The organism is Oleispirillum naphthae (genome assembly GCA_027864655.1).
Lineage (GTDB): Bacteria > Pseudomonadota > Alphaproteobacteria > Rhodospirillales > Rhodospirillaceae > Oleispirillum > Oleispirillum naphthae.
In genome coordinates, this window is the sequence record JAQAZG010000007.1 from 20031 (window position 1) to 38104 (window position 18074).

Below are 18074 nucleotides of genomic sequence, written 5' to 3' on the forward strand. Positions count from 1 at the left end.
TTGGCGTTCCATCCCGAGAGCGGCAAATAGACCCCGCGTTGCGCCGGATTCACTCCCGATCCTCCGGAAACAGCCGCGCCCAGCCCTCGGCCACGGTGCGCCGCGCCGCCGGATCGCCCGCGAGATAAGCATCGGAGGATTGCAGCGCGCGCAGGGCGGCGGCATCCAGGCGCGGCGCAGCGCCGCCGCGCGAACTCGGCAGCCCGGCCTCCCCCAACTTGTCCCGGATCGCCTTGAGCAGCAGCACGCCGTCCGCCGTGGCGGTGAGGCGATCGAGCGCCTGGGCGACCTCGGGGGACTTGCCCATGCTCTCGCCGAGGATATCCCCGACCCAGCGCGACAGCCCGGCAAGCTCCGCCCCGGCGCGCGGGCCGAGCGCCTCGGCGAGGCGCTCCATCTCCGAGTCGCGGTCGAGAGCGCCGTCCGCCAGGTGGCCGTAGTAGAGGACGGCAAGTTCGGAGAACGCCTCCTGCCCCAGACCCTGCTTCTTCGCCCAGTCCATGGCGCGGCGCGCCAGCGGGTCGTTCTCGTCGGGGGAGATGCGGGAGGCGAGTTCCTCCGGCAGGGAAAGGGCATAACTCTCCGGCGGCTGCGGCCGCCCCTCGGAGAGCTTGCGCCGCAGATCGGCATGGGACTTCACCAGCGCGCCGAGGTTGGGGCGGCCCGCCTCGGCATCCCAGAAGGCTTCGGGCACCGCCACTTCCTCCCCCTTGTAGCGCACGCTGCGCGGGGCATCGGCGGCATCGCCGGGCAACAGGCTTTCGGACATCGTCATGACGTTGTTCTCCTGTGATCGGAAGGGGAGAGCCGGGGCCTCGCCGTCACGACGGCGCGGCGCCGCGCTCCACCAGCTTGAGGATGTGACGGGCGAGGTAGCGCTGGCCCTCCAGGTGCCAGAGCTGCTCGCTGCTGACGTGGGCGCCGACCGCGCGGTCGAGCGTCATCGCCCGCAGATAGGCGAGCGCGCGGCCGCCGTCGGCGGCGGCGAACAGGCGGGCGAACACCGGCCCCGCCTCCTCCGGCGCGAGCGGCATGAGGGCGGCGGGGAGGCTCATGACGCCGCCTCCCCGCTCCCGGCGAGGCGGACGGCGAGCGCGGAGAGCCGCGCCGCGTCGCCGCCCTGCGGCGACTCCCCCGCCCCGGCGAGGAGACGGAAGAGCGGCGCGAGCGCCCCTTCCTCCACCGCGGCCGCGGCAGGCTGCGCCTCCTCCTCCGGCGGGCGCAGGTGGGTCGGCTTGAAGCCGTGCGCCTCCAGGAAGTCGCGGATGTAGCGCGCGCGGTCCACCAGGGCGAGCGTGGTCTCCGCGTCCACCTGCATCGCCAGCAACAGCGCCTGGTTGCGTGCCTGTGCCTCGGCGATGTCCTGATAGCGCACCAGGGGCGACACCGGCACCGGACGCACCCGCCGCTCGCCGAGGAGCGGCGGTTCGATGTAGTACGGCCCGCCCGCCATCGCCGGGCCGGTAAGGATGGCGAGGCAGCGCATCACCAGCGGATAGTCGAGTTCCGAGAGCAGGCGCAGGCTCATCGGCACGTCCACCGCCATCTGGTCGGAGCGGCGTTCGCCGATCTCGTAGGCGGTGCGGCTGCCCGCCTCCACCGGCGGCAGGGCGGGGCCCTTGATCGCCGCCTCGATGCCGTCCTGCAGGTCCTTGAGCAGAAGCTGCGAGACGTCGAACTTGCCCGGCGCTTCCAGGGGCTTGAGGCCCTCGGAACCCGCCGCCTTGGGAATGATCGCGCCGGGCACCAGCTTGATGTTGGCGGGGTTGAGCACGCCGTCGTCCTCCGCCTGCCAGATGCCGGTGACCGCGATCGAGGCGTTCTTGAGGATCAGCTCCTTGGTCTTGTTGGCGGTGGCGATGTCGGCGCGCGCATCCAGCACCGGGCCGCGCCCCATGGTCTCGCCGGTCGCCTTGTCGATGCGGAACACCACCCACGGCGAGGTGCGGTAATCGCGCTCGACGATGCGGCGCTCGCCGTCGGCGAGGATCACCGCATAGTCGTAGCGCTGCTCCTCCGGGTCCCACACCGTCGCCTCGACGACGCGCAGCGCGCCGTCCGGGTCGGCGTCGATGCGCTCGCTCACTTCCGCGGGCAGTTTCGCGTCCGGCCAGCGCGCCGCGAGATCGCGGCCCGGCACGTCGAAGGCGCGGAACACCGTGCGGATCACCCCGTCGGGGCTTTCCTCCGGAATCACCTGGGAGACCGGCACCGCCTCGAAGCGCAACGGGTCGTCGGGGGTGCCCTCCTGGACCAGCAGCGCGCCGGTGGAGATCAGCGCGTCGCCGAGCGCCAGCGGCGCTTCGAGGTGGAAGTTGGAACGGTCGATCGCCTTGTGGAACTTGCGCTCCGCGCTCTCGACGAAGCCCGCCCAGGCGTGCGCCGCGGCGGCGTCCAGGTCGTCGGCGTCCAGCCCCTCGGGCAGGAAGTGGGTCCAGTGGCGGAACGGCGGGAACAGGTCGCCGTGCAGCTTGGCGCGCTTCCACTTCACCGCGCGGATCGCGGTGCCGTCGAAGATTTCCGTATCGCGCTTGCCGCCGCGGGCGTTGGCCTCCGGGTCGTCCTGGTTGGGCAGCGCGAGGCGGTAGGTCTCGCTCAGGATGGAATCCCACATCCGGCGTTTCGCCTCGGCGCGGGCGAAGCGCCGCAGCAGCGGATCGGCATGACGGTCTTCGGTCTTCGCCATGTCAGCCCGCCCCCAGGGTGGTCTTCACCCCCTGCTCGCCGGTCCCGGAATAGGACAGCAGCGACCGCCCGGACTGCCCGGCGCGCAGGGCACGCAGCTTCGCCTCGGTCTTGGCCTTGGTTTCCGCGGCCTCCTGCCGGGCAAGCTCGGCCTGCCGGTCGGCTGCCGAGGTGTCCACGCTCGGCGTGGAAAAGATCGAACCCATCGCGGTTTCCTCCTGTTTCAAGCGACGATAAAGGGCGAAAGGCGTGGTCCACGGGCGGGACGGCGCGCCGATCAGGTGCGCCACCGCGGACACGCAGGTGGCGGAAAAGCGCGGCGCCCAAGCCTCGGGCCGCCGCGCCGCGGCCCGCACCAGGCGGCAGCGCCCGGCCGCGGCCTCGGCGGCGAGGTGGGCGGCGAAGCCCTGCCCGCGCAATTCGAGAATGTCGGTGCAGGCGCTGTGCGGATTGAACAGCAGCCACCCCTCGGCCAGATGCAACGGCCGCAGCGCATAGCAGTGGCGGAACCCCGGCCTGAGCAGCACGGTGAGCAGCCGGTGCAGCAGGCGGTTGCGCCAGGGCGCGCCGGGCGGCAGCGGCGGAGGGTCGCAGAACGCGACGGTCCAGTCCGGCGCGGTCTGCGCGGGCGCGGTGCGGGGAAAGTTCATCGCGCAGCCTCTTCGCCACGCGCCGCCGCCTCCACCTCCGCCAGGGCGGCGGGGTCCCCGGGGGGCAGGCAGCAGAGCGCATGATGCTCCGCGCAATAGGAAGAGCCGGGGCGTAACGGCTTGTTGCAATAGGCCCACTCCCACTTCGGATCGCCCGCGATGTAGCGGCAGCCCACCGGGTCGTGCGGCCCCTCGGGGCGCGCGGCGGCGGGCTCCGCCTCCAGCCGGTCGAGCAGCAGGGCGATGCGGGGGTCGCGGCGGCAGGGCTTAGAATTACGTATTTCGTAAAATCTCCAGCGCGGAATCGACTGCCGCGCCGCCCAGCCCTGCACCGTGCTGGCGTGCGCATGCCCCAACGCCCGAGCCATCGCGGAAAGCCCACCGAACGCCTTGACCAGGCAGTCCACAATCTCGCCGTTTTGCGCCATCACGCCCCCCTTCCCGGTTTCTGCGGTTTGTGCGATGGAGTGGATATTACGATAATCGGCAATACTTGTCCAGCAAAAAATGACGATAATCGTCTATGCGTGGAGCGCCGAAACGGGTATGATGGGACCATGGAACAGACCTGGATCGCCGAACGCCTGGCCGAGCTGGGCAAAAAGAAAACTGAACTGGCGCAGGCCCTGGGGCTGCCGCCGACGCGGATTTCCGAAATCCTGCGCGGCCGCCGCGACGTGCACGTGGCGGAACTGCTGCCGCTTGCGCGCTTCCTCGAAATGGACCCGATGACGGTGCTGCTGCTCTGCGCCCCGCCGCCGCCGCACCTGCGCCCGGCGGAGGGCGGCCCCGCGTCCGCCGCCGCGCTCGACGCCGACGAGGCGGCGTGGCTTTCCGCCTTCCGCGCCATGCCCGAGGCGGAGCGCCGGCGCTGGCTGCGCGCCATCAGCGCGTTCTGACCCCCCGTCCCTATTCCCCGCCGTCCACGCCGGCCCCGATGACCAGCGGCCGCGCGCCGGGCGGGTTGACGATCGCCTTGCCGGAAGTCCCCTGCCGCACGAACCAGCCGCGGACGCGCGCCTGCGCCACCAGCACCGCCGGGGGAATCGCCTGGAACCCCCGCAGGTGCTCGGCATAGGTGCCGCCCTCGGCCCAGAAGCCCAATTCGATGCGCAGTTCCACGTCGTTGAGGGCGGCGGCGGCGCAGGCATGCCACTCGGCGAGCAGGGCCTGCATCCCCGCCCCGCCGAGGCGGTCCACCAGGCCTTCGGCCTCCAGGGCGCGGCGCAACTCATGCCAGGTGGGGGCACGCTCGAGCAACGTCAGCGCGCGTTCCCAGATCGGATCGGATGGCTCCGCCATGATGCGTCCTCCCCTTAGCCGTACCAGGATAACCCCCTCCCCCCGGTTGTCCATACCTCTTGGCTTTCCCGTATGGGCCGAGTTTTTCCACCGCGCCGTTTGTTGAAATATTCATGACGCGGTTGACCGCCCCTCGGCGGGCGCTCCTGAATGCTGCCACGATGCAGCGCCCGAGACCACTGGGGAGACTCCCGAACGCCATGACCGCCGATTTCGCACCCACCCTGATGCCCGGCGAAGTGCTCACGCCCGAGGCGCAGGAAGCCCTGGAGCGGGAGAGCCGCATCGCCCCGGCGCGCAGCCACGGCCTGATCAGCCGCCTGCTCGCCAACCTGCGAATCGGGCGGCGCATCTATGCCCTGGTGGTGCTCAGCCTGCTCATGCTGGGCGGTGCGGCGGTGGTGCAGACGCTCGGCGAGCGCTCCATCCGCGCCACCGAGGCGGAGGCGGACTCCCTGCGCGTGGTGGGCGACGAGATCCGCTCCCTGGAGCTGATGATGGCGCGCATGGAAGTGGCCGACATCGGTTTTTCCCGCGATCCCGAGGCGGCTGGGACCGCCTTCTCCGCCGCCGCCGCCGAGGCCGCGCGCCATGCGCAGGCGGCACGGGCCGAAACCCTGGCGGCACGGATTTCCCGGCTGTCCGCCACCTTCGACGCGGCGGGCGCGGCGCGCGCGCAGATCGGCCTCGGCGCGGGCGACGGCCTGCGCGGCCGGATGACCGCGGCAAGCCACGAGATCGAGGCGGAACTGGTGATGTGGCCCAACGTCGCCGCGATCTCCGCCAAGATGACCGAGCTGCGCCGCTTCGAGCAATCCTTCCTGGTCACCGCCAGCGCCGAGGACGCGGGCAAGCTGCGCAAGATCGTCAACGAGATGGATTTCGCCATCTACGGCGGCCCCTTCGGCGCGGACACCCGCAAGAAGCTTTCCGCCGCACTCAAGGACTACGGCTCCGCCATGCGCGCCTACGTGGATGCGGTGAACCAGCGGGCGGAGGCCGATGCGGCGCTCGCCGCCGCCTTCGGCGAGACCCGCCGCGAAGCGCAGGACCTGCTCGCCGCCACCGGCGGCAACCTCGCCGCGGCGCAGGCCAAGGGCCGCGCGGTGCGCGCCCGCACCGCCCGCGCGCTCGCCGTCGCGGGCGGCATCGGCATCGCGCTGTTCGGCTTCCTCGCCATCGCCATCGCGCGGTCCATCCACCGCCCCATCGCCGACATCCGCAACGCGATGAACGCGCTTGCCGCCGGCGACCGCTCGGTGCGCATCCCCGGCCTCAACCGCCGCGACGAGATCGGCGCGATGGCCCGCTCCATCGCGGTGTTCAAGCAGACCGCCCACGAGGTGGAACGCATCCGCGCCCAGGACCTGGCCAACCGCGAGGCGGCGGAACGCGACCGCCGCGACACCCTGAAGCGCATGGCCGATTCCTTCGAGAACACGGTGCGCAAGGTCGCCCAGGCGGTGCAAGGCAGCGCCGAGCGCATCGCCGCCGACGCGCAGGGCCTCTCCCGCGACAGCGCCACGACGCGCGGCCAGGGCGAGGATATGGCGCGCACCATCGCGCTGGCCGCCGACAGCATGACCCGCGTCGTCTCCTCCAGCGAGGACCTGCTGCAGGCGGTGGAATCGGTGGACCGGCGGCTGGTGGAATCCGGCGCCTCGATCCGCCGCGCGATCGAGGGGGCGACCGCCATCACCGGGCAGGTGCAGGCGCTCTCCCAGGCCGCGCAGGACATCGGCAAGGTGGTGGAACTGATCGCCGAGATCGCCGACCGGACCAACCTGCTCGCCTTGAACGCCACCATCGAGGCGGCGCGCGCGGGCATGGCGGGCAAGGGCTTCGCCGTGGTCGCCGACGAGGTGAAGCAGCTGGCGCAGCAGACGCGCCAGGCCACCGCCGACATCGACGGCCGGGTGAAGACGATTCAATCCGACATCGTCACCACGGTGGAGGGAATCTCCGGCATCTGCGCCGACGTGGCCGACATCGAGACCCTGGCCCGCAACCTCACCGAGGCGGTGCGGGTGCAGACCGCCGCCAGTTCCGACATCCGCAGCCACGTGGCCGCGGCGGCGCAGGGCACCGATGCGGTCTCCGAACGCCTCGGCCACATGAGCCGCGCCATCGCCGATGCCAGCGCAAGCGCGGGCGGCGTGGTCGCCACGGTGGCGGAGCTCACCGCCCAGTCGAACCGCCTGGAGGCGGAACTCGACGGCTTCATCGGCACGATCAACGCATTGTAGGGCGCGTTAACGGTTTGCTCACCGGCCGCGGCATAGACTGGCCTTCCCGCGATCCGCCGATGGAGATGATGCGATGTCCCGTGCATCCCGGCTGCGGACGGCATGTCTGTCCGCGCTCTGTCTTGCCCTCGCCGCCGCGCCCGCGCTTGCGGGCAGCGCGCCGCAGCCGATCCCCTTCTCCACCACCAAGGCGAAGTCCAGCGTGCCGGTGACGCCGAAGCAGACGATCTCCAAGAAGAACCGCGAGGCGGGGATCGTATTCGACGACAAGGGCACGCTGAAGACCCGCAAGCTCGGCAGCGGCAAGCTGTCGAAGACCGACAAGACGCTTTCCAACATCAAGTCGCAGAAGACGGCGCAGTAATCACAGCCCGTGCAGCAGGCGCACCGCCAGCGCCGCCATGACGATGGCGGTGGCGGCGTTGATCACCCGCCAGGTGGCGGGCCGCGCCAGTGCGCCGGCCATCGCCGAAGCGCCGAGACCGAGGCCGAAGAACCAGACGATGCTGGCGCTCATCGCCCCCAGCGCGAAGGCCGGACGGCTCGCCGCGGGCATCTGCGCCGCGACGCCGCCGATCAGCAGCAGCGCATCCATGTAGGCATGCGGGTTGAGCAGGCTCACCGCCAGGGCCCCGCCGACCACGGCGCGCCGCCCGCCGGAAAAGCGCCCGCCGCCCAGGCCCTGGCCGTCGCCGAGGATGGCGCGGCGCGCCGCCAGCGCGCCGTAGACCAGCATGAACGCCGCACCGGCGAGGGTGAGGCCGCGCGCCAGCATCGGGTGCATCGCCACCGCCACGCCCGCGCCTGCGACGCCGCCGCCGATCAGCAGCACGTCGCACAGCGAACACACCGCCGCCGTGGTCGCGGGGAAGCTGCGGCGCAGCCCCTGGCCGAGAACGAAGGCGTTCTGCGCGCCGATGGCGACGATCAGGCTGCCCCCCAGCATCAGCCCCGCGAGATAGGCGGAAAACCCGAACATGACACGTGCTCCCAAGCATACTGCGGCGGCTCGATTGCCGCTTCGGAAGGCATCATGCGCTCGCCATCCGCATTAATTGAGCGTATAATTCTTATCCGACATGAATTGAAATTATGGTTCGCCATGCTCGACTCCCGCTGCCTGGAAGCCCTTGCCGCGGTCATCCGCCTCGGCAGTTTCGAACGCGCCGCCGGCAACCTGGGCCTCACCCAGTCGGCGGTGTCGCAGCGCATCAAGCGCCTCGAATCACAATTCGGCGAGCCGCTTCTGGTGCGCAGCAAGCCGGTGGTCGCCACCGCCGCGGGCGACCGGGCGTTCCAATACATCCTCAACGCCCGGCTGATGGAGCGCGACCTCCGCGTCGATACCGGCGACGCCGCGCCCCTGCCGTTCGAGCGGGTGCGCCTGGCGCTCAACGCCGACAGCCTCGCCACCTGGTTCTCCGACATTCCGGCGCTGTTGTTCCGCCGCCACAACCTGCTGGTGGACCTCATCGTCGATGACGAGACGCGCACTCTCGACATCCTCAAATCCGGCCACGTGCTCGCCTGCATCGGCACCCGCGCCGACGACGTGCAGGGGTTGAAATCCTACCGCCTCGGCGCGCTCGCCTATTACCCGGTCGCCACGCCGGAGTTCGTCGCCCGCTTCTTCCCCGCGGGCGTCACCGCCGCGGCGCTGAAGGCGGCGCCTGCGGTGATCTACGGCCGCCATGACGAGTTGCACCACCTCTATCTGGAAAAGCACTTCGGCCTCGGCCCCGGCGACTTTCCCTGCCACGTTCTGCCCTCCTCCGAAGGGTTCGTCGTCGCGGCGCGCCAGGGCATCGCCTATGCGCTGTGCGCCGAGCCGCAGGTGCGCGCCCTCGTCACCGACGGCGCCCTGGTGCGCATCTGCCCGCAGGGGCTGTCGCGGCGCCTGATTCTGCACCGGCGCGAGCGCGGTCCGCGCATCCTCGATGCGGTGGCGGCGGAAATTCTCAACGCCGCGCGCGAGGCGCTGCAACCGGCGACTGCGCGTAGTCTGTGAGGTGAGTAAAAACCCCGAAGATGAATAGAATTCCTCTTGTTCGTCCTCTGGGAACGTGTCACACATTTTATGCAAGGGTCCCTTAGTGACCGGCGGCGGCGGGCCAAGGCGAGCTGCGCGCCGGCTCCGGCTGGGACGATTATCCACGAAACGTGGGTGGCCTGCCTCCCAGGCATGGGACGGCCCTCACGGCGATAGAAGGTACGACAACGATGGCGACTGGAACCGTGAAATGGTTCAACACCACCAAAGGCTACGGCTTCATCCAGCCGGATGAGGGTGGAAAGGATGCGTTCGTGCACATCTCGGCGGTCGAGCGCGCCGGACTGCGCAGCCTGAACGATGGACAGCGTTTGTCCTACGAGCTGGTGGCCGGCCGCGGCGGACGCGAAGCGGCGGAAAACCTCGCCCTCATGGACGAGTGAACCATCCATCACGTGCCGGTCGATCACCGGCTGCAAGGAACGGGGGGCTCTTCGCCCCCCGTTTCTTTTTGTCCGGATGCGTTTTGATTGCTGCCTTTGCGCGAGGCATTTTGCCTATTTTCTCTACATATAGTATGTGTTGCCGTTTTATGTCGCATTATTTTGATGCGCAGGGACGGCAACTCGTGTACGGTGACTCTCAAGGGTTGATGTTTGGAAAGGGGACCCGCCTATGCGGCCTGCCCGTTTCGGGAACTCCATAACGCCTCGCGCACCCGCGGCCGGCCGCCGCGTTCCGCCCGCCGCATCCGCCCTGTCCGGCCATCCTGGTCTGTCGTTCGCGCCTCCCGCCCCGTGCGGGGGGTTTTTTGTTCGTATCCCCGCGCAAAGGACCGCAGCACATGGGTAAACCGCAACGCAGCCGCAAGATCAGCCCGTCCGCGATGCACTCCTTCGACAACGTGCAACCCCTGTCCCCTCCGGAATCCTGCTGGAGCCCGCTTGAAGAAAGCCGCGATCAGAGCTTCCGCCGCCATGTCCGCCCCTACAACGAGAACCAGCGCCTTCTCATGGAAGCGATGGAGACCCACCCCATCACCATGGCGCTCGGCCCCGCCGGCACCGGCAAGACCTACCTCGCCATCGCCGCCGCCTGCGAGGCCTTCGAGGACGGAAGCATCGCCCGCATCCTGCTCTCCCGCCCGGCGGTGGAGGCGGGCGAAAACCTGGGCTACCTGCCCGGCGGCATGGAGGACAAGCTGCTGCCCTATCTGCGCCCCCTCTACGACGCGCTGAACGACCGGCTCGGCGCGCGCAAGCTCAAGGCCCTGCTCGCCGACGGCTCGATCGAGATCGCGCCGGTGGCGTTCATGCGCGGGCGCACCCTGAACAACGCCTTCATCGTCATCGACGAGGCGCAGAACTGCACCTATGGCCAGATCAAGATGCTGCTCACCCGGCTCGGCTGGCACTCCACCATGGTGATCACCGGCGACCCCGACCAGTCCGACCTGCTGCCCGGGATGTCCGGCCTCACCGATATCGCGCACCGGCTGGAGCCGGTGGACGGCATCGCACAGATCAAGTTGACCGAGGCCGATGTGGTGCGGCACCCCCTGGTCGCCAGCATGATTCCCTACCTATAATCGGGGGACCGGCTTCCCGCGCGCATGCGCGGGAAGCCGGCGCGAGAAAAGGCCCCGCCATGTCCGAAATCCCGATTCCACGCCACGCGCAGACCACCCTCACCCTCGACACCCGCGGCCTCGGGCTCTACCCGATGTCGGGCAGCATCGACCGCTGGCTGCGCGAGATCGACGCCCGCCTCGGCCAGGTGACGGTATTCTGCCGCCACACCTCCGCCTCGCTGACCATCCAGGAAAACGCCGACCCCGACGTGCTGCGCGACATCATGGAGTTCTTCGACCGCGTCGCGCCGGAGGACACCCCCTGGTTCCGCCACATGCAGGAAGGCCCGGACGACATGCCCGCGCACATCCGCACCGCGCTGACCGACGTCTCGCTCGGCGTGCCGGTGGCGAGCGGCGCGATGATGCTCGGCACCTGGCAGGAGGTCTACCTGTTCGAGCATCGCCGCATTCCACATTCCCGCGTCGTCGTGCTGCACTACGCGGGGTATTAGACTTGCGGCGTTTTCCCTGCCAGCACCTGCGCGAAATCCGCGCTGTCCACGTTGGCTCCGGAGAGGATGACCCCCACCTTCCTGCCGCGCATCGCCCCCGCCTCCTGCAGCAGGGCGGCAAGCGGCGCGGCGCCCGCGCCCTCGGCGACGTTGTGGGTGGCGCTGAAATAAAGGCGCATCGCCTCGGCCACCTCGTCGTCGGAGACCGCGACGATGCGGCTCGCCCCCGGCCCGTAGACGGCAAACGCCTCGGCCACCGGAATCCGCACCGCGATGCCGTCGGCGAAGGTGCGCGCGCTCTCGGTGGAAATCAGCTTCCCCGCCTCGAAGGAAAGCTTCGCCGCCAGGGCCTCGGTGGAGACCACGCCGATGATCTCGGTCGAGAGGCCCAGCGCGTCGCGCGCCGCAATCAGCCCGCAAATGCCGGAGCCGCAGCCGATCGGCACGTACACCGCGTCGAGGTCCGGCGCGGCGGTGAACAGCTCCAGCGCATAGGTGGCGACGCCGCACACCAGAGCCGGATGGAACGCCGGAACCGGGAACAGGCCCTCCTCCGCCGCAATCCGCCGCGCCTCTTCTCCCGCCGCGTTGAAATCCGCGCCGTGGACCACCAGTTCGCCGCCGAAGCCGCGCATCGCCGCGTTCTTCTCCACCGAGTTGCCCTCCGGCACCACGATCTTGGCACGCAGCCCCGCCGCGTGGGCGGCGCGCGCCTGGCTCTGGCCGTGATTGCCGCGCGTCGCGGTGACGATGCCCTCGACCTCCGGGTGCTCCCGCTTCAGCCAATCGATGAAGGTAATGCCGCCGCGCACCTTGAAGGCTCCGGCAGGCGTATGATTCTCGTGCTTCACCCACACCGTCGCGCCGGTCCGCTCGCACAGCCCGGGCCAGACGTACTGCGGCGTCGGCGGCATGAAGCGGTAGACCAACTGCGCGGCCTCCGCAATCTCCTCCTTCTTGAACAAAGGCATCACATCCTCCAATTACGATGATATGGAGCAACGTGTTGCGCCGTTTTGCTATCCGCTATCATAAATCCGACGCGCTTTTACCGGACAGAGGTCATGGATTCCACCACGCACCGCCCTGAACGTCCTGCGCCCGAGCCGACCCGCCGCTTCGCCACCGCCGTATGGGAGGCGGAACTGCTGCCGCGTCAGCCCTACGAGGTGCGCTACACCACGGAACGCGCGGCGGTCGGCTTCGCCTTCGACCCGCAGGCCGGGGAGCATGCCTTCGCCTCCGACCGGGTGCGCCCCTTCCGCGTGCGCGCCCGCAGCCTCGCCTTCGTGCCCGCCGGGTGCGAGGTGTTTTCCCGCTCCGCCGCGGGCGGCGAATACCTCCGCCTCATCCTGCCCAGCGCGGCGGACGGCGCGGCGGAACGCTTCAGCGGTTCCCAGGATGCGGCGGCGGCGCGCGCCGCCTGGACCCTGCGCGCCCTGCTGCTGGCGGGCGGGCCGCCGGACCCGCTGTTGTTCGATGCGCATGCGGCGGCCCTGGCGGCGCATGCCGCCGTCCCCCGCGCCACGGCGGGGGCCGCCGCCGGAGGCTGGATGACGCCGCAACGCCTCAAGCGCATCGAGGATCTGGTGGAAGCGCGGCTGGAGACCGGCCCCTCGGTGGCGGAGATGGCGGCCGAACTCGGCCTCTCGGCAGACTTCTTCTCCCGCGCCTTCAAGGCGGCCACCGGCGAAACCCCGCACGCCTACGTGCTCACCCGCCGCATCGCCCGCGCCCGCGCCCTCATCCGCGCCGGGGCGGACGACCTCAGCACCGTCGCCTTTGCCGCCGGGTTCTCCTCCCACGCCCACATGAGCGCCGCCTTCCGCCGCATCCTCGGCGTCACGCCGGGGGCATTGCGCGGATCATAGCGGGGCTGCCGCCCCGCGCCCCGCCTGGGGCGGCGCCCCAGACCCCCTTCTCTTTTGCGCACAGCGCGAGAAAGCCTCCCTCGGCGTGACGGTCGATTGCCGCTTTGCGACGAAAACCTTAGTAAGGGGGTGCGCGAGGGGCCCAAGACCCCTCGCAAAGTTGTTGTTTTTCAAACCACCGGCGCCCACAGCACATCGGCGATGTTTTCCGCTCCGGCGCAGAGCATGACCAGCCGGTCCACCCCCAGCGCGATGCCCGCGCTTTCCGGCATGCCGAAGGCGAGGGCGTCGAGGAAGTCCCGGTCGATCGGCACCTCGGTGCCGTAGAGGCGCCGCTTCAGCGCCGCATCGGCCAAAAAGCGTTTCTCCTGCTCCGCCGCGTCGGTGAGTTCGGAGAAGCCGTTGGCCAGCTCCACCCCCGCCGCATAGAGTTCGAAGCGCTCCGCCAGGCGCGGCTCCCCCGGCTTGCGGCGGGAGAGCGCCGCCTGGCACACCGGATAGTCGTACAGCACCGTCGGCGCGCCCGCGCCGAGGCGCGGCTCCACCGCCTCCAGCATCACCTTGAAGAACACGTCCTCCCAGCGGTCGGAGGGCGACACCGAAATGCCGATGCGCCGCGCCTCTGCGGCAAGCGGCGCGGGGTCCGGTTCCGCCGCGTCCTGGTCGGCGAGGGCCGCCATCAGGTCGATCCCGGCGAAGCGGGAAAACGCCTCGGGCACGGAAATCCGCTGCGGCTCCGCATCCAGGCGGCAGGCCACGCCGCGGAAAGTCACCTCCTCCCGCCCCGCCGCCCCCGCCGCGGCGGCCAGCAGGCGGGCGCAATCGTCCATCAACGCAGTGTAGTCCGCGCCCGCGCGGTACCACTCCAGCATGGTGAATTCCGGGTGGTGCGTCGGCGAGGTCTCGCCGTTGCGGAACACCCGCGCGAACTGGAAGATGCGCGGCAGCCCGGCTGCCAGCAGCTTCTTCATCGCGAATTCCGGCGAGGTGTGCAGATAGCGCATCGCCCGGCCCTCGCCGAAGGCGTCCTCCATCTCGGTCGCAAACACCCGCAGGTGCGGCTCCATGCCGGGGCAGACCTGAAGGATCGGCGTCTCCACCTCGGTGAAACCCTCCGCGCGGAACGCCGCCCGCAACGCCGCCGCCACCGCCGAACGCACGCGCAAAGCCGGCAGCCGCGCTGCCACCGCCTCGGGATGCCACCAGTTCTCGGCCATCTGAACTCCTTAAAAACCAAAGCCTTGCGGAGGGTCGCGGACCCTCCGCGCCTCCCCTACCTTTTGGTTTTTGCGCGAAGCGCGACAAAGCCATCACGCGGCGTAGCGGTCGATAGCCGCTTCGCGGCGAAAAAAGTTAGGGGGAGCGCGAGGGGTCCGAGACCCCTCGCAAAGTTTTTGTTTTCACCCGCACCATGCTCTATGTATCCCGTGCCTTGTGCCCTGTCATGGAAAGAAGCGACATGTCCACGCCCCGCGCCCTGCCGGAAAGCCTGACGCCGCACCTGCGCGCGCTGGCCGCCCGTTCGCCCGCGGTGGCGCGGCAATTCGTCGCCGCGGCGGAGGAGTCTATGGCCTCGCCCTTCGATCTGGCGGACCCGATCGGCGATGCGGCGAAGAGCCCGCTGCCCGGCCTGGTGCACCGCTATCCGGACCGCGTGCTGCTGCTGCCGACCATGGCGTGCGCCGCGCACTGCCGCTTCTGCTTCCGCCGCGACCGCCTCGGCGAAGGCAGGATGACGGCGGCCGAGATCGCCGCGGCGCTGGACTACGTGGCGGCGCGGCCGCAGATTCACGAGGTCATCCTTTCCGGCGGCGACCCGCTCACCCTGCCCGCGGCGGAGCTTGCCGCCCTGCTGGCCCGCATCGACGCCATCCCCAGCGTGGAGGTGGCGCGCCTGCACACCCGCCTGCCGGTGCACGACCCGGCGCGCGCCCGGCGCGCCGCCGCGGCGCTGGCGGCGGGGCGCGCCGCGCGCTGGGTGGCGGTGCACGTCAACCACGCCGACGAACTCACCGCGGAGACCCGCGCCGCGCTGGCCGCGTTGCGCGGGGCCGGGTGCTTCCTGGTGTCGCAGACGGTGCTGCTGGCCGGGGTGAACGACAGCGTGGAAACCTTGTCGGCCCTCTTCCGCGCCCTCGTCGCCCTCGGGGTGAAGCCCTACTACCTGCACCATCCGGACCGCGCGGCGGGCACCGAGCATTTCCGCGTGCCGCTGGCCCGCGGGCGGGAGATCATGGAAAGCCTGCGCGGCGGCCTCTCCGGCCTGGCGCTGCCCGCGTACATCCTCGACATCCCCGGCGGCCACGGCAAGGTATGGGCCACCGACGCCTTCGTCGCCCCGGCGGCGGACGGCGGCTGGAACGTGCGCGCGCCCGACGGCTCGCTGCACCCCTATCCCGCCGATGCGCCCGCCGCGACGACGGTTGCCCCGGACGGCGCAAAGTGATAGGGTCCGCGCCGCCGCGGGGGATATGTCCCTTCGCCCACTCACCCAACCGGTAGCGATCGCACATGAAAATTCAAGCCAACACCATCCGCCCGGGCATGGTTCTCGAGCACAACGGTCGTCAATGGTCCGTTTTGAAAATCCAGCTGATCCAGCCCGGCAAGGGCGGCGCCTTCATTCAGGTGGAGATGCGCGACCTGGAAAGCGGCAACAAGACCAACGAGCGCTGGCGCACCGCGGACACGGTGGAGAAACTGATGGTCGAGGAACGCGACTGCCAGTACCTCTTCGCCGACGGCGACATGCTGACCTTCATGGACAACGAAACCTTCGAGCAGTTCACCCTGGTGCGCGATGCGGTGGGCGAACCCGCCGCCTTCCTCCAGGACGGCATGCAGGTGGCAGTCGAATCGATCGAGGGCAAGCCGGTTTCCTGCACCCTGCCGCAGACCGTGATCATGGCGGTGGCGGAGTGCGAACCCGTTATGAAGGGCCAGACCGCCGCTTCGTCGTACAAGCCGGGCCTGCTGGAAAACGGCCTGCGGGTGATGATTCCGCCGTTCGTCGCCCAGGGCGACCGCATCGTCGTCAACACCACCGACTGCTCCTATGTGGAGCGGGCGAAGGGCTGAGGCCCTCCGCCCCGACCGTTCCGGCGAATTAGGAATTCCGATGGCTGCGCTGTCTCCGCTTCTCAACGTCATGGTCTCCGCGTCGCGCAAGGCGGCGCGCGGTCTCGTCCGCGATTTCGGCGAGGTCGAAAACCTGCAAGTGTCGGTGAAGGGGCCGAGCGACTTCGTCTCCGCCGCCGATCAGAAGGCGGAGCGCATTCTGCAGCAGGAGCTCGCCAAGGCGCGGCCGCGCTTCGGCTTCCTGATGGAGGAAGGCGGCGAGATTCCCGGCGAGGACACCGCGCACCGCTGGATCATCGACCCGCTCGACGGCACCACCAACTTCCTGCACGGCATCCCGCAGTTCGCCATCTCCATCGCCCTGCAACGCGACAACCAGATCGTCGCCGCAGTGGTGCACAACCCGGTCAGCGACGAGCTGTTCTATGCGGAGAAGGGCGCAGGCGCCTTCCTGCTCACGCCGTCGCGGGAAACCCGGCTGCGCGTTTCCGCCCGCGCGCAGATGGAGAACGCTCTGGTCGGTTGCGGCGTTCCGCACCGCGGCCGCGGCGACCATCCGCGCTTTTCCGGGCAGCTTACGCGGGTGATGGAGCACGTCTCCGGGGTGCGCCGCATGGGCGCCGCCGCGCTGGATCTCGCCTGGATAGCCGCCGGGCGGCTGGACGCCTATTGGGAAGAAGGCCTCAAACCGTGGGACATCGCCGCGGGCATCCTGCTGGTGCAGGAAGCGGGCGGCGTGGTGATCGCCACCGACGGTTCGGCCGATCCGTTCGCGGCCTGCAACCCGCTCGCCACCAACCGCAAGCTGCAAGGGCCGATGCTGCGCCTGCTGCGCGGCGCGTAACCCTTCCGTCACACTCCGTAACCGGCGTTTCGTACGACGATCTCGGGCTTTACGAAAGCCTCGGGTATTGAGTATGGTAGGGCAGATCGCGCCGCGGCGTGGATGGCGCGCCGCGTAACCGAGGGGGACGGCAAGGTGACGGCACGAACGATACGGCCTTGGGTGTGGTTCGCCGGGGCGGCGCTGGCAATCGCCCTTCCCCAAACCGCTTCGGCGCTGGTGATCGTCGGCGGCAGCGGCGGTCCGGACGTGGTGGTGGACTCCTCCGCAGTCGGCGAAGCCGACTCATCCGCCTTCTCCTTCTCCGAACTTTCCGCGCCGCCCGGCCCGCCGATCCCCGACATCGCCGGCACGCATCGCCGCATCATGCTCACCCCGCCCGGCCGGTCCGAGCGCGTCACCCTGGTGCCGCCGCGCGGCGTTGCCGCCGCTTTCGGCGCGCGCGCCCTTCTGGTGCCCGAAACCCTGAGCCAGAGCATCGTGCTGACCCCGCCGGAGGGCGCGCCGATCCGCCTGATCCGCCCCGGCAGCAAGAAGCTGGCGCTCGCCGCGCCCGACAAGCCGCGCGCCGCCAACCGCGCCGAGCCGGCCAAGAAGGCGCAGGTCGCCAAGCCCGCCGCGCCGGTGGAAGAACCGGCCAAGCCCGCGCTCACCCCTGCCCCGGCGGTCGAGAAGACTCCGGCCGAAAAACCCGCTCCGGCGCAACCGGCAGCCACTGCCGCGCCGCCCGCCGAGCCGATGCCGATCATCCCCGCCGCCCCGGCGGAAGAAACCAAGGCCGCCGCGCCCGCCGCGCCGACTGCGGAGCCCGCCCCGCCGCCCGCGCCGGTGGCGATGCCCGCGCCCGCCGCGCCGCAACCCCCGGCCGCGCCGCCCGCCGCCGCCGCCGCTCCGGCGCCGCTGCCGCCGCCCACCGTGGTGGCCGCCGCGCCCCCGGCCCCGGCCCCGATTCCCGCGCCGCCTGCGGCAAAGCCCGCGGCCACGCCGTCCGCGCCCACCATCGCCCTGCTGTTCGATGGCGGAGACGCCCGCCTCAACGAGGCGCACCGCGCCATGCTCAAGGACATCGTGACGCGCTTGAGCGAAGACCCGGACGACAGCGTGCAACTCCTCGCCTACGCCCAGGCGGACAACCGCAGCAAGGCGCGGCGCCTGTCGCTCTCGCGCGCGCTTGCGGTGCGCTCCTACCTGCTGAGCCAGGACGTGCGCAACACCCGCATCGAGGTGCGCGCCCTCGGCGACCAGGTGCCGGAGGGCAAGCCGGACCGCGTCGATGTCGTTCTGCAACGCCATCCCTGACCGCTGACCTGCCGACCCGCGCCC

21 protein-coding genes are annotated in these 18074 nt (G+C 70.3%); 12 read left to right on the top strand and 9 right to left on the bottom strand.

From position 1 onward, the window contains the following. Positions 1 to 49 precede the first annotated feature (49 nt). Genes O7R11_RS08945 through O7R11_RS08965 form a run of 5 tightly spaced genes read right to left on the bottom strand, consistent with a single transcriptional unit; the run spans position 50 to position 3763 of the window. On the bottom strand, positions 50 to 775 hold the full coding sequence (locus O7R11_RS08945) for a hypothetical protein (protein ID WP_337997163.1): 726 nt from the start codon (positions 773 to 775) through the stop codon (positions 50 to 52). Positions 776 to 821: 46 nt separating this feature from the next. Continuing rightward, positions 822 to 1055, bottom strand: a complete 234-nt coding sequence (locus tag O7R11_RS08950; RefSeq protein WP_337997164.1) for a Bbp19 family protein — start codon at positions 1053 to 1055, stop codon at positions 822 to 824. Continuing rightward, positions 1052 to 2686, bottom strand: a complete 1635-nt coding sequence (locus tag O7R11_RS08955; RefSeq protein WP_337997165.1) for a portal protein — start codon at positions 2684 to 2686, stop codon at positions 1052 to 1054. The genes O7R11_RS08950 and O7R11_RS08955 overlap by 4 nt, the downstream gene beginning before the upstream one ends. 1 nt (position 2687) lies before the next feature. Continuing rightward, on the bottom strand, positions 2688 to 3335 hold the full coding sequence (locus O7R11_RS08960) for a hypothetical protein (RefSeq protein ID WP_337997166.1): 648 nt from the start codon (positions 3333 to 3335) through the stop codon (positions 2688 to 2690). Beyond that, positions 3332 to 3763 carry a carph-isopro domain-containing protein gene (locus O7R11_RS08965; RefSeq protein ID WP_337997167.1) on the bottom strand — a complete coding sequence of 144 codons (432 nt, stop codon included), beginning with the start codon at positions 3761 to 3763 and terminating at the stop codon, positions 3332 to 3334. The genes O7R11_RS08960 and O7R11_RS08965 overlap by 4 nt, the downstream gene beginning before the upstream one ends. A 129-nt stretch (positions 3764 to 3892) precedes the next feature. Here O7R11_RS08965 and O7R11_RS08970 point away from each other — a divergent pair, with 129 nt between their 5' ends. After that, positions 3893 to 4234, top strand: coding sequence for a helix-turn-helix transcriptional regulator (locus O7R11_RS08970; protein WP_337997168.1), 342 nt, complete (start codon positions 3893 to 3895; stop codon positions 4232 to 4234). A gap of 10 nt (positions 4235 to 4244) precedes the next feature. Here O7R11_RS08970 and O7R11_RS08975 read toward each other — a convergent pair whose 3' ends face one another. Further along, positions 4245 to 4637, bottom strand: a complete 393-nt coding sequence (locus tag O7R11_RS08975; RefSeq protein ID WP_337997169.1) for a hypothetical protein — start codon at positions 4635 to 4637, stop codon at positions 4245 to 4247. Positions 4638 to 4837: 200 nt separating this feature from the next. On the opposite strand from O7R11_RS08975, the gene O7R11_RS08980 reads away from it, so the two are divergent. Continuing rightward, positions 4838 to 6883, top strand: a complete 2046-nt coding sequence (locus tag O7R11_RS08980; protein ID WP_337997170.1) for a methyl-accepting chemotaxis protein — start codon at positions 4838 to 4840, stop codon at positions 6881 to 6883. 73 nt (positions 6884 to 6956) lie between these two features. Then, positions 6957 to 7247 carry a hypothetical protein gene (locus O7R11_RS08985; protein ID WP_337997171.1) on the top strand — a complete coding sequence of 97 codons (291 nt, stop codon included), beginning with the start codon at positions 6957 to 6959 and terminating at the stop codon, positions 7245 to 7247. Here O7R11_RS08985 and O7R11_RS08990 read toward each other — a convergent pair whose 3' ends face one another. Beyond that, positions 7248 to 7862, bottom strand: a complete 615-nt coding sequence (locus tag O7R11_RS08990; RefSeq protein WP_337997172.1) for a LysE/ArgO family amino acid transporter — start codon at positions 7860 to 7862, stop codon at positions 7248 to 7250. 123 nt (positions 7863 to 7985) lie between these two features. Between O7R11_RS08990 and O7R11_RS08995 the strand changes: the two genes are divergently transcribed. From O7R11_RS08995 to O7R11_RS09010, 4 genes are all read left to right on the top strand, one after another. Continuing rightward, positions 7986 to 8891: an ArgP/LysG family DNA-binding transcriptional regulator gene (locus tag O7R11_RS08995; protein ID WP_337997173.1), complete on the top strand. Its 906-nt coding sequence runs from the start codon at positions 7986 to 7988 to the stop codon at positions 8889 to 8891. Between the two features lie 212 nt (positions 8892 to 9103). Then, positions 9104 to 9316 (top strand): cold-shock protein, encoded by a 213-nt coding sequence (locus tag O7R11_RS09000; RefSeq protein ID WP_337997174.1) that lies wholly within the window; start codon positions 9104 to 9106, stop codon positions 9314 to 9316. Between the two features lie 401 nt (positions 9317 to 9717). Then, entirely contained in the window at positions 9718 to 10461 is a 744-nt protein-coding gene (locus O7R11_RS09005) for a PhoH family protein (protein WP_337997175.1), read from the top strand. A 59-nt stretch (positions 10462 to 10520) separates the two neighbouring features. Further along, the gene (locus O7R11_RS09010; RefSeq protein WP_337997176.1) at positions 10521 to 10958 is read left to right on the top strand and encodes a secondary thiamine-phosphate synthase enzyme YjbQ; all 438 of its coding nucleotides are present in this window, start codon (positions 10521 to 10523) and stop codon (positions 10956 to 10958) included. On the opposite strand, the gene O7R11_RS09015 is transcribed toward O7R11_RS09010, so the two are convergent. Then, positions 10955 to 11929: a threonine dehydratase gene (locus tag O7R11_RS09015; protein ID WP_337997177.1), complete on the bottom strand. Its 975-nt coding sequence runs from the start codon at positions 11927 to 11929 to the stop codon at positions 10955 to 10957. The genes O7R11_RS09010 and O7R11_RS09015 overlap by 4 nt on opposite strands. A gap of 93 nt (positions 11930 to 12022) precedes the next feature. Here O7R11_RS09015 and O7R11_RS09020 point away from each other — a divergent pair, with 93 nt between their 5' ends. After that, complete coding sequence (locus tag O7R11_RS09020) at positions 12023 to 12829, top strand: AraC family transcriptional regulator (protein WP_337997178.1); 807 nt, start codon at positions 12023 to 12025, stop codon at positions 12827 to 12829. Positions 12830 to 12999: 170 nt separating this feature from the next. On the opposite strand, the gene epmA is transcribed toward O7R11_RS09020, so the two are convergent. After that, positions 13000 to 14046 (bottom strand): EF-P lysine aminoacylase EpmA, encoded by a 1047-nt coding sequence (gene epmA, locus O7R11_RS09025; RefSeq protein ID WP_337997179.1) that lies wholly within the window; start codon positions 14044 to 14046, stop codon positions 13000 to 13002. Positions 14047 to 14288: 242 nt separating this feature from the next. Between epmA and O7R11_RS09030 the strand changes: the two genes are divergently transcribed. From O7R11_RS09030 to O7R11_RS09045, 4 genes are all read left to right on the top strand, one after another. Then, positions 14289 to 15275, top strand: a complete 987-nt coding sequence (locus O7R11_RS09030; protein WP_337997180.1) for a KamA family radical SAM protein — start codon at positions 14289 to 14291, stop codon at positions 15273 to 15275. Between the two features lie 65 nt (positions 15276 to 15340). Then, positions 15341 to 15907: an elongation factor P gene (gene efp, locus O7R11_RS09035; RefSeq protein ID WP_337997181.1), complete on the top strand. Its 567-nt coding sequence runs from the start codon at positions 15341 to 15343 to the stop codon at positions 15905 to 15907. A gap of 40 nt (positions 15908 to 15947) precedes the next feature. Continuing rightward, positions 15948 to 16751, top strand: coding sequence for an inositol monophosphatase family protein (locus tag O7R11_RS09040; RefSeq protein ID WP_337997182.1), 804 nt, complete (start codon positions 15948 to 15950; stop codon positions 16749 to 16751). 102 nt (positions 16752 to 16853) lie between these two features. Then, positions 16854 to 18050, top strand: coding sequence for an OmpA family protein (locus O7R11_RS09045; RefSeq protein ID WP_337997183.1), 1197 nt, complete (start codon positions 16854 to 16856; stop codon positions 18048 to 18050). Positions 18051 to 18074 lie beyond the last annotated feature (24 nt).